Below are 12748 nucleotides of genomic sequence, written 5' to 3'. Positions count from 1 at the left end.
ACACCATCACCGTTCCAGGAGGAGCCCCCCCACATGAATCGACCTGCGCGCCTACGCCGACTGACCGTGCTGGCCATCGGAGTGACCACGGCGATCAGCCTCACCGCATGCGGCAGCTCCGGCAGTGAAGCCGACGGTGGCTCCGCTTCCCCGAAGGCGAGCCCCGCTCCCAAGGGCATCGTGGACCAGAGGACGGCGTCCTCCGTTGTCGACGCCTACGAGAAGGCCAACAACAAGGCCAACGCCACCCGCGACGCCAAGCTGCTGGGCACGGTGGAGGCCGGTCAGGTCCACGAGCAGTCCAAGGCCGACTACAAGCACTGGCCGACCTGGACGAAGAAGCGGCAGAAGACCTACAGCACCCCGTTCCACTACCGCGCCCGCCAGTTCTGGATCCCAGCCGCCAGCAGCGGTGTGAGCTGGTTCGCCGTCACGGCCCGCTCGGTCAAGGACCCGAAGGACCCCGGCGGGCTACTGATTTTCGACAAGGTGGGCGGGCGCTACAAGATGACGGCCGCCGTCGCCCTCGATGCCAAGCCGAAGATAGCCGTCGACAAGCACGGCTTCGCCGCCCCGGTCGACCCGTCCAGGAAGGTCGGCACGCTCGCCCCCGATGAGATCGGTGAGCGATACGAGGACTTCTTCGAGACCGGCGGCAAGGAGGCCAAGCGCGTCTTCACGCCCACTGAAGACACTCGCGAATCGACGAAGGTTTTCACCGAGCGCAACTCCGGCGAGAGCGGCCGCTGGTCGACCACCAAGTACGACGTGGAGGACCCCGCCCACCCCGCGGTATATGCGCTCAGGCTCGCCAACGGCGGAGCCCTCGCCGTCTTCCCCACTGCGCACACCGAGGCGCAGGTCCTTAAACCGGCCTACTTGTACAACTCCAAGATCACGCCAGGGCCGAATGCGCGGGTGTACAACCCGACCCCGCGGATCGCGATCATCAATGAGTATCAGGGCCAGGGCCTGGCCGAGCTGCAGCCGCAGGCGAAGGCCAAGGTGACCACGCTCGAATACCGCGTGACGGGGTCCAAGTGAGCGCCAGCAACCCCCGCCCCGCCACCGCTGAACCCCGGTGGCCGCACCAGTCTCCTGACGACACGTGGGAGCAGGCTCGCGATGCAGCGTTCGCCGAGTTCCTCCGTCGGCGACTGACCTACATCGACGCCACCGGCTGCCGCGAGGAGCGGCAGCTGGCCGCCGGGATCGAGCGGATCCTCAGCGAGTGGGAGGGGAACCGAACACTCGCCAGGGCTGCCGACGTCGAGGAGTTCGCTGCGCGGATCAGCACCCTGGGCTGGGCCCTGCGCTCCCTGGCCGAGCCGGCGTGGCGAGGCACGCCGGGATGGGACGAGGCATTCGAACCGCTGGCCCTCCCACCGGGCGCCCGACCGAAGGCGGTCTCATGACGACACCGGACGGCCACACGCCCCCGGGTTCACAGTTTCGCGCGGAGTACGAGCCGCCGGCGTGGCACCTGGACCCGGCCCGGCAGGAGCGCCCGCAGTGGCACTCGCTCGGGCCCATGCCCCCGCCACCACGTGATGCCTGCCGATTCTGCGGGGGACTCCCCGCCGCCCACGTCGACATCCGGGCCCACCGGGGCCTGGTCATCTGGATGCAGTGGGAGACCATCTCCACCTGGTTGTGCGCCACCTGCGGCATCGCACTCATCCGCAAGATGACCACCAGCACCCTCTGGCAGGGCTGGTGGGGCGTGGGGAGCCTCATCATCGGCGTGCCCTTCACCCTCCTGACGAACCTGGGCGCCTACCTCCGCCTGCGTCAGCTCCCGGTAGCGGCCCCAGCCCCGGACCGCTCGCAGGTCGACCTCGGTCGGCCCGTCCTGGAGCGCCCGCTGGCGTACGTCGCACTCATCCCCCTCTCCTGGGCCACCGGGCTCATCACCACCCTCCTGACCCGCTGAAAGGCAGCACCACCATGCGCACCCACAAGACCCGCCCCGCGCTCGCCGCGGCCGTGGCCGCCCTGGCCCTGGCGCTCACCGCCTGCGGTGGCGGAGACGACACTGCGGACGCGAAGAGCACCGCCCCTGCCGGCGAGAAGGTGCGGGACACCCCGCCGCCCTCCCCGGCGTCCGGCGGCGACATGGAACTTGACGAGCCCGCCATGGGCAAGGTCGCCGAAGATCCCGGGACGGTCACCTACGAGATCCTTCCCGTGAAGGTCGACGTCACCACCGAAGCGGAGGCCGCCAAGGCCATCTCGGAGCCGTCCAAGGCCAAGGGCATGGTGCTCGCCACTGCCCGGGTGACGTACACGCACAAGGGCGGCCCGGCCCTGACCGACGGCTCCGACGTGCACGACGCCGCCACGGTCTTCGCCGACGGACAGCGCGGCAGCGTCCTCATCGGCGCCACCGAGGACGCCCCTGGCTGCGAGGACCCCTACGACGTCGACAACTGGCGGGAAGGCGAGGCCCACACCTTCTGCGAGACGTACGTGGTGCCGGCGAACGCCAAGAACATCGAGGTCCACTGGACCGAGGACGAGGTCGACGGCGAGCCGTACATCTGGGCTTTCCCTAACAAGACCGCGTAGGGGGTGCACTGCGTGGGCCGGGGGGCCCGCCTGATCTTCCCGGACCGCCTGCGTGTCCTGCGTTACCTGTGATCGCCGCCTGTGTAACAGGCGGCCATGGCAGGGGGCAGCAGGATCTCCTCAGGTCAGCAGCCCTGCTGGGTTGGCCTCCGCCAGGGAAGGCCAACCCAGCCCTGAACCGAACAACGAGAACGGGCCCGGGATGACCGGGGCCCGTTCTCGGTCGGGTGACGGAGACTGAACCGGCTGGACGCCCTGCGACTACCCAGACCCGGCGAGCGGCATCCCGATCGCCTTCGTCGCGGCCCGAAGCTGGCCAGCCGGCTCGACGGCGCCCGTGAGCACCTCTGCGTCCCTTACAGCACACCCGCCCAGCGGTTGTACGACGTGTTGCAGGAGATGCGTGACTTGTCCGCAGAGGCCATCAGCCGCTGACCTTGAGATTCAACGTCGCGAGGCAGGACGCGAGACGCCGTGGCAGAGTCTCGTTTCCCGCCTGGCGGAGGTGGTGCTGGAGGTGAGGGCCTGGGCCGTTCGCGCGGCGGGTTCACGACCAAGCTCCACCTGAGTGCGGATGGCCGCTGCCGTCCGCTGTCCCTGGTGGTCACACCAGGCCAGCGGGCGGAGTGCACCCAGTTCAAGCCGGTGCTGGAGAAAATTCGCGTTCCCCGGCTCGGGACGGGCAGACCCCGCAAGAAGCCGGACAGTCTCGCCGCGGACAAGGCCTACAGCAACGGTCCCTGCCGCGAGTACCTGCGGCGCCGCGGTATCCGGCACACCATCCCGGAGAAGACCGACAGCCAGGCCGCCCGCCAGTGCAAGGGTTCACGCGGCGGACGGCCACCTGGCTTCGACGAGGAGCGGTACAAGAAGCGCAACACCGTCGAACGGGCTATCAACCGCTTGAAGCAGTCCCGAGCGATAGCTACTCGCTACGACAAGCGCGGCTACGTCTTCCTTGGCATCGTGACAGCGGCAGCCGTGGTCATCTGGCTTCGGACCTGATGATCCGGGGCGCAGGTCGAGACCGCTCTCGGCCTGCCTCTGTCGCCCACACGGCGCTGGGCGTTCGCTCCTGTCCAAGACCTCGGCGTCGGTTGCCCCGAGCTCACTCGGCCCGCAACTGTTGACCTCTTTGCCCAACCATGTCTGCATCTGTCGTCTAGCGCTGTTGCCTGCTCTCAAGCCAAACGCTGACGTCACGTCGGAACTCCCGGTCTTCGTCCTTCCTGGCGAGCCACTCCAACTGCCACTTCAACTCGCGCAGGACCCCTGGAGAGCCGGCGGGATCGCGCACCGCGTACACGGCCGCACCCGTTTCGTACGTGTCGGCCAGGAGCCAGACGCTGTTGTCCAGGGCCAGCATGGCGAAGCCGGGGTGGCCAGCACGGATGCCGAGGAACGACGCCGCGCCGGCCCCCATGACGTCCCACCGTTCCAGCAGGCGGACCCGGTGCCAGACGTGCATCGTGCGCCGCTGGCGGTCTTCCGCGGCAGTCCAGGTTCCCCTGGGCAACATGAGGAGGAACTCGCGATTCTCGTCGATCAGGCCGGATGACGTGGCGAGGTCGTACCAGGCCTTGTTGAGCCGCTCCACGAATTGCGGATCGTCGTACTCGACCAGGCAGAACCCGAAAACCCGCTCTCGTTCGTACCCCAGGACATGCGGTATCGCCGAGCCCGGGACAGCGTCGGGTATCACCTCGAGCCCGGCTCGCAGCAGCGGTCTGATCACCTTGCGGTACCTCTCCTGCCGGCCCAACCCGTCCCCCCTGCCCAACGACCTGTTTGGCTTGATCCTGCCGCACTCAGCCTATGGCCAAGATCGCCCGGACAAGTCCTAACGGAACAGTGGCGGACGGGTGAGACGGCCTGAACCCCGCTCAACCCGGCGAAGTCACCGCATTAATCGTCGAACTCGAAGCCCGAAGCCTCCGCACGGGCAATGATGTCGCGGACCGCCTCGGGGCTCGTGATGACGGATTCGACGGCCATCTTGAGTCGCGCGAGGTCGCTCGAACTGCCGATCGCGCAGAACATGCCAGCCTCGCTGTCGAAATCGACCTGCTCGGCAATATCCGGCCAGGCAAACCGCACGAGCCCCTCCCAGAAGTACCCGTTCGGCTCGTGCCCGGCGGCAACTACTGCGGCATCGGCGGCCAGGCCGCCGGCATCCAACGTCAGCGAGTGCTCGCCATCGAAGTCATGGAGGTGGATGGTCACGGCGCGATCGTCTCACCCCAGCACCCGAACCGTTCGTCCGGTCCCTCACAACTCTCGAACCCGGTGAACCTATGCGGTCACAGCACTAGCGCTGGGTCTGTGCCATTGCAGCGATCTCGGGCGCCGTCGCCGTGGCCCGCTGGCCTGCCTGGACCTGCTGGAGTCGTTTGATAGTGGCGGCCAGCACGTCATGGGCGTCTGTGGGATCCGCGCCCGCGTCCTCCACTGTGACTCGGGCGATGACGGTGCCGGACCTGCTGTAGCCGTAGACCGTGCCACTCGATCCACTGTGCGCGAGGAAGACCGACTCCTCTCCGACTCGACCGGTCTCGAGGGGGGCCGTTTCATCCGTGTCCGGCCACTGGTCGTACGCCGCCTTCGCGTGCGCGACATTGTCGAACTGGCAGACGTCTAGATCAATGCCTCGTGAGACGGTCGATCCCTGATAGTCGTAGTCGCCGCTACCCGCTCGCTGCCAACCGGCCGGCGCTGGGGTGTCCAGCGGAGCACAGTCGTCGGGCTCGCCCGGCATGCGCTTGTGCAGACTGCCGGGAAGGTAGCCGGGGACCAGGTCCTCAGCGTCGGGAATCGCCTGTGTGAGTTCCCCCCGGCTGAGCTGCTTGGTCAGCGGCAGGTCGGTGTTGTCCTTGGACGGCCTTGCTTTGCCGGTTCCGCTCGCTGGCGGCGCCCCAGCGGGGGGCGGCGGCGTCTCGTCTGCGGAGCAAGCGGATAGCGTGAGGCAAGCCAGAATCGTTGCAACGAGGGGAAGGTGACTCCTTGTCATGTTGTCAACATAGATCAGATCCGGGCCGCCAGATCCGAATCTCGCCAGGTACCGCAGGGGCTCGACAAGATCCGAAAGAGACGCCAGGGCCTGTCGTTTGGATGACGCCGCAGACGCGAGGGCCGAGCAACGCGTCGCTGTCCTGCGACCTGATCCAAACGACATACCCTAGGCGGGCCCGGCGGGCCCGATCAATGTGCGGCGGCAGCTGGTACTCGTCCGCGGGGCGTCTGTTCTTCTTCCTGGCCACGACTGGGATCCCTCATCATGAATACACGGGGCTGATCGTTCCAGGCTCATCCTTGCAAACTCCAAGACTGGGGCCGATCCCGTCCGCCGAGACCACGGTTGCGGGGGCAGCGCTGTACATGGATCGCGTGAGCCGGCAGCACCAGCACGCACTGCCCGTTCCACGAGGCGCCCGTCCAACTCGGTGTAAGTGAGCCGTAGAGGGTGCCGCCTCCGTCCTTGTGGTGAACCGCCAGGTCAACCGGCAGCAGTTCAGCCTGCACCCCCAGTTGGCCGTAGGCGTTCCGGAGCGTCAGGCACGCGTCCTCGCACACGTTCGCCGGGACACGCCGTCCACGAGGGCCACCCACAGGTACGGCAGCACCAGTTCCACCAACTGGTCCGGCTTCGCGTGCTCCAGCATCCGCGCCGTATGGTCCAGGCTCCCCGCAGCGGCAACAGGCCACCCGGCAACACCGGAACCGCCGCACGGGGACGCGGTAACGGAGAACGGCTGGGGACCCGCTTCTGTGGCGTTCGGTGCTTCCTGCCCCGCTTCTGCTTCGACATGAGCAGAGCCTAAAGATCCCAACCCCACTCCACGACAGACCGCGTTCACGGCGCCACCAGCACCGATCGACTAACGGAACAGTGGCGGACGGGTGAGACGACGCTCAGCAGGACCGCAGACGTTCCAGGAACTCCGGCACCCCGTCGACCGTCTTGTACGGCCGGAACGCCGGTCCCAGGTCCAGCACCAGCTTCACGCATCGGTCAGCACCGATCCGTTGTGCCACGTCCAGCGATTCGTTGGAGACCACGAGGGCCTGTTCGACCTCCCGGGCCTGAAGCAGGGACCGTGCCTCGTACGTGCGGAACACTCCCCGTGTCTTGTCCCGCGAGCGCGGGAGCAGCGACAGCCCCTCTTCGATCCGAGCCCGTGCCTCTTGCGTCCGGCCGAGATCGAGCATGCACTGACCGGAGTCCACGGCCAGATCTGCGGTGCTCATCCACCGGCACCAGGACGGTGCCGGGTCTGGGGTATCCGTCAGCAGCGCCGCCTCGGCCGCGCTCAGGTCCTGGTGGCATGCGCCGGCGTTTCCCATCGCTGCGTGTGCGCGGGCCCGGCGCAGATGGAGCGCGGACCGCGCCGTGGGGTGCCGGGTGTGGATGAGGGCCTGGCTCAGCGGCTCGACGGCCGACTCCGGCTTCCCAAGCCAGATCGCCTGGTACGCGAAGTCCGACAGGACCCCCGCGCCTTGATCCCGGTCCCGGGCGGTGTGCGCATTGGACAGCGCCGCGTTCCACAGCTTCCCGGCCGCGTAGTGCTGGCCCTGGTCGAACCGGTACCAGCCGCAGGTGCTCGCCAGTGACGATGCCAGCAGATGCAGACGGTGCCCCGTTGGTTCGCTGAAACGGCCGCCTTCCAACAGGTCCGTGACCGTGTCCAGGTGCGCCTGGGCCATCTTGATCATGTACTGGCGTTTCTCCGTCGGCAGTGCCGACAGCTTCGTGCCGGTCTCCTCGAGCCAGCACATCAGCTCCTCGTCAACGTGAGTGCCGTCGGCGGCAGCTGTGAGGCGGTCGGGTTGCAGCTCGGCCCACTGCGAGGCGAGCCCCGCCAGAGCGAGCGCACTGTAGGTCAGGAAAGTTCGGCGTTCGCGGTCCATCACAGCTCTCTGTGCATCTCGAAGGGCGTGGACGGTGTACGCCGGCCCGAGTGGCACCGGCTCCTCGCGGCCGGGTAACCAGTGAGGCCACGGATAGCGCTCAAGGTCGGAGACCGGCACGTCGAACGCGTCAGCGATGAGGAGCTGCGAATCGGCATCGGGTTTCTTCCGGCCGTGCTCCCACCGGCTGACGGCGGCCTTGTCCGCGCCGCACCGCAGTCCCTCCGGGCGTATCCGCGCGGCCCTGTGCATCCGGGCCACCAGATCGCTTTGAGACCAGCCGCGTAGGAAGCGCGCGTACGCGAGGGGATGCCGGATCGGTTCGTCCACGGAATCAACCCCATCATCGACAGCTACCCCGAGGGTAGCGAGTGGACGCCCGGGACAACCCCGGGACAACACCCAACGCCTGTTCGGCGAAAGGCAGTTGGGCTGTACTCGTTCATCCCCGGAAGCGTTCGACGCACATCCGGGCACCTCCCGCACACAAAGCGACGCACACTCTCCGGAGGCTTCGATGGACAAACTGCTTGTCACGGGTGGGGCCGGGTTCATCGGCTCGCACTTCGTCAAGCGCATGCTGCGGGCCGACGACATTGGCCATGTGACGGTTCTCGACGCCCTCACGTACGCGGGGCACATCGAGAACCTCGGCGAAGCGTTCCTCAGCCCCAAGCTGACGTTCGTCCACGGCAACATCCTCGACGCCGACCTGGTCGACACTCTCGTACGCCAGCACACGGCGATCGTTCACTTCGCCGCCGAGTCCCACGTCGACCGTTCGTTCGACGACGCCGGCCCCTTCCTGTTGACGAACCTGCTCGGCACTCAGACCCTCGCAGATGCGGCGATGCGGCACGGCATCGACAAGTTCGTGCACGTCTCGACGGACGAGGTCTACGGGCCACTGCCGCAGGGCTCCGCCACCGAGGCAGACCCGCTGCGCCCGACGGTCCCGTACGCCGCGTCGAAGGCGGCCAGCGACCTGGTCGCGCTGAGCTACCACCACACCTACGGCGTCCCGGTGTGCGTGACGCGCAGCTCGAACAACTACGGCCCCTACCAGCACCCCGAGAAGATCATCCCCCTGTTCGCGACCCGGCTCCTGCGAGGCCAGCAGGTCACCCTCCACGACCGGGGCCAGCACGTACGGAACTGGCTGCACGTCGAGGACAACTGCGCCGGCGTCGAGCTTGTCCTGCGCGGCGGCACGCCGGGCGAGGTCTACAACATCGGCGGCGGCACCGACTTCACGAGCAAGGAGCTGACCGGCCACCTCCTGCGCCTGTGTGGCGCCGACTGGGACTCGGTCGTCTACGTGCCCGACCGGCGCTCGAATGACGTCCGCTACTCCATGACCTGGGACAAGCTCGCCGACCTCGGCTACCGGCCGGTGCGCGACTTCGAGGAAGGTCTCGCCGAGACCGTCGACTGGTACCGGCGCAACCCCGACCGTTGGGCGCCGCTGATGCGTAACCCTCACGCGGCCCACACCACGGTCGCCCTCACACCCGCCAAGGAGGGAGCCCATGCCCACTGACCAGATGCCCCCGTGCCGCATCGAATGGCCACAGAAGGCGCTGGTCGTACTTGGCGCGTCAGAGGAACAGATCCCGCTCTACCGGGAGGCACAGCGTCGCGGAATTCCGACCATCGGGGTGGACATGCGGCCGGATGCTCCCGCGTTTCGGCTCGCCGACGCGGCCCTGAAGGTCTCCACCCGGGACGCCGACGCCATCGCCAGCGCGCTTGGTGACACACGCCCCGCCGGGATCGTATGCGGCGCGAGCGACGCCGCACTGTCCAGTTGGCACACCCTGGGCCGTCGATACGGCTTCCCTTACGTGTACCCCAAGAGCGCACTCGCGGCTGGTGACAAGGCCGCCTTCCATGAGATCGCCGCGTCCTGCGGCGTCGCCGGATACGGGTGGGTCGCGTCGGACAACCCGGACGAGATCGTCGCGAAGGCGGCGGCGGAGCTGCGCTTCCCGCTCGCGGTCAAGCCTGTGGACGGTTCGGGCAGCAAGGGCGTCGTCCGCGTCACCCGGCCTGATGACCTGTCCGCCGCTGTTGCCCACGCCCACAGCTTCTCCGCCTCTCAGGCTGTGATCGCTGAGGAGTTCTGCCAGGGTCGTCCACTGGTCATCGACATCTTCATGCAGGGGGGCCGATCGAAGCTCACCTGTATCCACGACGTGGAGTTCTCCGCCACGAGTTTTGCGATCAAACGGCTGCGCTCTCCGGCGCAGTTGCCCTTGGCGGTGCGCGACCGGCTGGAGGCAACCGCCGAACGCCTGTGTCTGGCGCTCGGCGTCACCGATGGTCCAGCAGACTTCGACGTCATCCTCGGCACAGACGGCCGAGAACGCGTCATCGAGGCCAACCCGCGTGTCGGAGGCGACGGCATCACGAAACTGATTGCCGCCGCCTACGGCGTGGACAACGTGCGTGCGCTCATCTCGCTTGCGCTCGGCGAGCCGTTCGATGTCCACCTGAAGCCGACGCGCACCGCGCATGCAGCAGTGGAGGTGATCAGCTCACCACTCAATGTGGATGGTGAGCTGGTCAGGTGGGAGGGTGTCGCCGAGGCCCGTGCCGTTCCCGGGATCACCGATCTCGACCTTCAGGCCAAGCCGGGCGACTCCGTACGGCCGCACAGCCAGTCCGCCCACAAGATCGGCCTTCTCGTCGCCGCTGGCTCGTCGGCCGAGGACGCGTCCGCATCTCTGGAGAAAGCCAGCGCGCTGATTCGGCCGATCGTCCGGCCGATCAAGGGGGCGAAGTGATCGCGCCCAGGTCCGCAACGAAGGGGGGAGTCGTGACCAACCCGCCGAAGCCGGATGCCCGGCGCAACGCCAGTCCGTACCTGTACGGGCAGGAGGCCGCGGCAGTGGCCCGGGTGCTGGAGGCCGGGCAGTACGGACACAGCAGTGTCACTGAGGAGTTCGAGCACCGCATCGCCGACTTCCTCGGCGTTCCCGACGCCGTGGCCGTCGCCTCCGGTACCGCGGCCCTCCACGCCGCCCTGCTCGCCGCCGGCGTCGGCCCCGGCAACGAGGTGATCGTGCCGTCCATGACGTTCTGCGCGACCGTCCAGGCGATCCTGGCCGTCGGCGCCACCGTGCGCTTCGTCGACATCGACCCCGCCACGATGTGCGTCAACGACCGGCTCGTCATGGAGGCGGTCAGTGACACCACCGCCGCCGTCGTTCCGGTCCTGTTCGGGGGCCGGGCAGTCGACCTCACCCCCGTCCAGGGGGAGCTGGACGAGCGGGGAGTCGTCGTCATCGAGGACGCCGCGCACGCTTTCGGCTCCCGCAACGGCGCACGGCGCGTGGGCGCGACCGGGGCCCTGACCTGCTTCTCGTTCGGTCCGATCAAGAACCTCACCTGCGGCCAGGGCGGCATGGTCATCCCCCGCACACCTGCGGAAGCCGACACGATCCGGCGGCTCCGGCTCCTGGGCGTCGCCCAGTCCCAGAGCGAGCGCGCGAACACCACCACCTACCGCGTGGACTCCTTCGGCCTGCGCTACCAGCTCTCGGGTATCAACGCGGCCATCGGCCTAGCCCAGCTCGACCGCTTCGCCACCACAGAGGACACCCGCCGCAGCCTGTGGCGCACCTACCGCGAGGCCCTCGCCCCGCTCGACGGCGTGACGCTCGTCGACGTCGACGTCGACCACACGGTGCCGCACCTGTGCCAAGTCCGCCTGCCACACCGGGACCAGGTGTTCGCCGAGCTGCGCGCCCGGGGCATCGGTGTGGGCGTCCACTACCCGCCCAACCACCTCCAGCCCGCCTTTGCCGCCTGGCGTCGCACGCTGCCGGCCACCGAGCAGGCCGGGGTGGAAATCCTGAGCCTGCCCTTCCACCAGCACCTCACCGAGACGGACATCGAGCACGTGGCCTCCGCTCTCGGCACGGCCCTGCACATCGGCCAGCGACTGCCGTAACTCCCCGCGTCAGTCAGCCGGATGCGGCAGACAGGATCACGTCCACGAGCCTGTCCGCCGCATCCGGCCTTCCGTGTGCCCGGGCTCGCTCCGCCATCGACACCCGCCGCGCGGGGTCGGTGAGCAGCGGGCCGACCGCCTCCTTGAGCCGGTCGGCGGTGACGTCACCCAGCAGGGCGACGGCGGCCCCGGCCTCCTCCAGGTGGCGGGCGTTGTGCGCCTGCTCGTTCCCCGCCGAGGAGGCCAGCGGGATGAACACGGCCGGCTTGCCGAGCGCGGTGAGCTCGGCCAGGGTCCCGGCCCCACTCCTCGACACCACGACGTCCGCGAGCGCGAGGACGTCGGGCAGCTCCGGGCCGACGAACCCAGCCAGGTAGTACCGGCCAGCCAGCGGGGCCGGCAGGGTTGCCGCGTACTGGCGCAACTCCTCGACGTTGTCCGGGCCGCACTGGTGGATCAGGTTCGCCCGTTCCAGCAGCCAGGGCAGAGCGTCCCGCACGACGCCGTTGATCTGTTGGGAGCCCTGCGCGCCGCCGGTGACGTACACGGTCGGCAGCCGCCGGTCGAAGCGGTGCAGGCCCAGGGCGTCCACCGCCTTGTCCGGGTGTCCGGCCAGCACCTCCGGCCGGATCGGGTTGCCGGTGACGACCGCAGCGCCCCGTACTGCCTCTGGCAGAAGGGGCAACGTCGACTCGGAGGACACGGCAATCCGCGTCGCCGAACCGGCCAGCTTCCGGTTGGCCAGACCCAGGCGCACCGTCTGCTCGTGCAGCACCAGCGGACGCCGGCACATTCGCGCGGCCAGCCCCGCGGGGACGGCGACGTAGCCGCCGGTGGCGAGTACCACGTCCGGCCGGAAGTCCGCGACCAGCTTCCTTGCCTGGGCCACGCCGAGCGGCACCCGCGCCATGTCCCGCATGTTCGCCGCCGACATCATCATGAGGGGGTTGCTTGAGCGGCGGATCTTCCCCGTGGCCACGGTGGCGAACGCGATCCCTTCGGCGGGCGCGACACGCGCCTCCAGGCCATCGGCAGTGCCGATCCACAGCACTTCCAGGGCCTTCCCCTCGGCCGCCAGGCGATTCTGCAGCGTGCGGATCGCAGTGAGCGCCGGGTAAGTGTGGCCCCCGGTGCCTCCTCCTGTGACGATGAGGCGGAAACTGTTGACGCGACAGGGTTCACTCTTCACCCGGCGCAGCCTACTGGGCCCCGCTGGCTCTTCTCCGGCCTCCGGACCGGGCAACCGATGACTCGGTCCACCTTCGAACTCGGGGTTGAGGTTTCCCTACAGGTCGATGTTCGGGGCGACGGCGTCGAGGA

The 12748-nt window shown here is 68.4% G+C and carries 13 protein-coding genes; 8 read left to right on the top strand and 5 right to left on the bottom strand.

Features of this window, described 5'->3' with window-relative positions:
- The first annotated feature begins 33 nt into the window (after window positions 1–33).
- From HNR57_RS34080 to HNR57_RS34060, 5 genes are all read left to right on the top strand, one after another.
- A complete protein-coding gene (locus HNR57_RS34080) occupies window positions 34–1044 on the top strand; it encodes a DUF8094 domain-containing protein (RefSeq protein WP_184566359.1) in 1011 nt (336 codons plus the stop codon).
- The gene (locus tag HNR57_RS34075; RefSeq protein WP_184566357.1) at window positions 1041–1415 is read left to right on the top strand and encodes a hypothetical protein; all 375 of its coding nucleotides are present in this window, start codon (window positions 1041–1043) and stop codon (window positions 1413–1415) included. Before HNR57_RS34080 ends, HNR57_RS34075 begins: the two co-directional genes overlap by 4 nt.
- Window positions 1412–1933: a hypothetical protein gene (locus HNR57_RS34070; protein WP_246555210.1), complete on the top strand. Its 522-nt coding sequence runs from the start codon at window positions 1412–1414 to the stop codon at window positions 1931–1933. Before HNR57_RS34075 ends, HNR57_RS34070 begins: the two co-directional genes overlap by 4 nt.
- A gap of 14 nt (window positions 1934–1947) precedes the next feature.
- Entirely contained in the window at window positions 1948–2568 is a 621-nt protein-coding gene (locus HNR57_RS34065) for a hypothetical protein (RefSeq protein WP_184566355.1), read from the top strand.
- A gap of 474 nt (window positions 2569–3042) precedes the next feature.
- On the top strand, window positions 3043–3573 hold the full coding sequence (locus tag HNR57_RS34060) for an IS5 family transposase (RefSeq protein ID WP_184566353.1): 531 nt from the start codon (window positions 3043–3045) through the stop codon (window positions 3571–3573).
- 157 nt (window positions 3574–3730) lie between these two features.
- On the opposite strand, the gene HNR57_RS34055 is transcribed toward HNR57_RS34060, so the two are convergent.
- The 4 genes from HNR57_RS34055 to HNR57_RS34040 form a co-directional block, all read right to left on the bottom strand.
- Entirely contained in the window at window positions 3731–4303 is a 573-nt protein-coding gene (locus tag HNR57_RS34055; protein ID WP_313675538.1) for a hypothetical protein, read from the bottom strand.
- Between the two features lie 170 nt (window positions 4304–4473).
- The gene (locus HNR57_RS34050; protein WP_184566349.1) at window positions 4474–4791 is read right to left on the bottom strand and encodes an Imm51 family immunity protein; all 318 of its coding nucleotides are present in this window, start codon (window positions 4789–4791) and stop codon (window positions 4474–4476) included.
- 85 nt (window positions 4792–4876) lie between these two features.
- Complete coding sequence (locus HNR57_RS34045; RefSeq protein WP_184566347.1) at window positions 4877–5575, bottom strand: hypothetical protein; 699 nt, start codon at window positions 5573–5575, stop codon at window positions 4877–4879.
- Window positions 5576–6477: 902 nt separating this feature from the next.
- Window positions 6478–7803, bottom strand: a complete 1326-nt coding sequence (locus HNR57_RS34040; RefSeq protein ID WP_184566345.1) for a helix-turn-helix transcriptional regulator — start codon at window positions 7801–7803, stop codon at window positions 6478–6480.
- Window positions 7804–7990: 187 nt separating this feature from the next.
- Between HNR57_RS34040 and rfbB the strand changes: the two genes are divergently transcribed.
- Genes rfbB through HNR57_RS34025 form a run of 3 tightly spaced genes read left to right on the top strand, consistent with a single transcriptional unit; the run spans window position 7991 to window position 11428 of the window.
- Window positions 7991–9013, top strand: coding sequence for a dTDP-glucose 4,6-dehydratase (rfbB, locus tag HNR57_RS34035; RefSeq protein ID WP_184566343.1), 1023 nt, complete (start codon window positions 7991–7993; stop codon window positions 9011–9013).
- Window positions 9003–10259 carry an ATP-grasp domain-containing protein gene (locus HNR57_RS34030; RefSeq protein WP_246555209.1) on the top strand — a complete coding sequence of 419 codons (1257 nt, stop codon included), beginning with the start codon at window positions 9003–9005 and terminating at the stop codon, window positions 10257–10259. The genes rfbB and HNR57_RS34030 overlap by 11 nt, the downstream gene beginning before the upstream one ends.
- A gap of 32 nt (window positions 10260–10291) precedes the next feature.
- Window positions 10292–11428, top strand: a complete 1137-nt coding sequence (locus HNR57_RS34025) for a DegT/DnrJ/EryC1/StrS family aminotransferase (protein WP_184566341.1) — start codon at window positions 10292–10294, stop codon at window positions 11426–11428.
- 13 nt (window positions 11429–11441) lie between these two features.
- Here HNR57_RS34025 and HNR57_RS34020 read toward each other — a convergent pair whose 3' ends face one another.
- Window positions 11442–12617 carry a UDP-N-acetylglucosamine--N-acetylmuramyl-(pentapeptide) pyrophosphoryl-undecaprenol N-acetylglucosamine transferase gene (locus HNR57_RS34020; RefSeq protein WP_184566339.1) on the bottom strand — a complete coding sequence of 392 codons (1176 nt, stop codon included), beginning with the start codon at window positions 12615–12617 and terminating at the stop codon, window positions 11442–11444.
- Window positions 12618–12748: the final 131 nt, after the last annotated feature.

Source organism: Streptomyces paradoxus, assembly GCF_014202475.1.
Classification (GTDB): Bacteria; Actinomycetota; Actinomycetes; order Streptomycetales; family Streptomycetaceae; genus Streptomyces; species Streptomyces paradoxus.
The sequence above is the reverse complement of the archived record's forward strand: the minus strand, read 5'-3'. Positions and strand labels throughout refer to the sequence as shown.

Coding starts and splice junctions, on each gene's coding strand:
- HNR57_RS34080 (WP_184566359.1), top strand. CDS start 34: ATGAATCGACCTGCGCGCCTACGCCGACTGACCGTGCTGGCCATCGGA.
- HNR57_RS34070 (WP_246555210.1), top strand. CDS start 1,412: ATGACGACACCGGACGGCCACACGCCCCCGGGTTCACAGTTTCGCGCG.
- HNR57_RS34065 (WP_184566355.1), top strand. CDS start 1,948: ATGCGCACCCACAAGACCCGCCCCGCGCTCGCCGCGGCCGTGGCCGCC.
- HNR57_RS34045 (WP_184566347.1), bottom strand. CDS start 5,575: ATGACAAGGAGTCACCTTCCCCTCGTTGCAACGATTCTGGCTTGCCTC.
- rfbB (WP_184566343.1), top strand. CDS start 7,991: ATGGACAAACTGCTTGTCACGGGTGGGGCCGGGTTCATCGGCTCGCAC.
- HNR57_RS34030 (WP_246555209.1), top strand. CDS start 9,003: ATGCCCACTGACCAGATGCCCCCGTGCCGCATCGAATGGCCACAGAAG.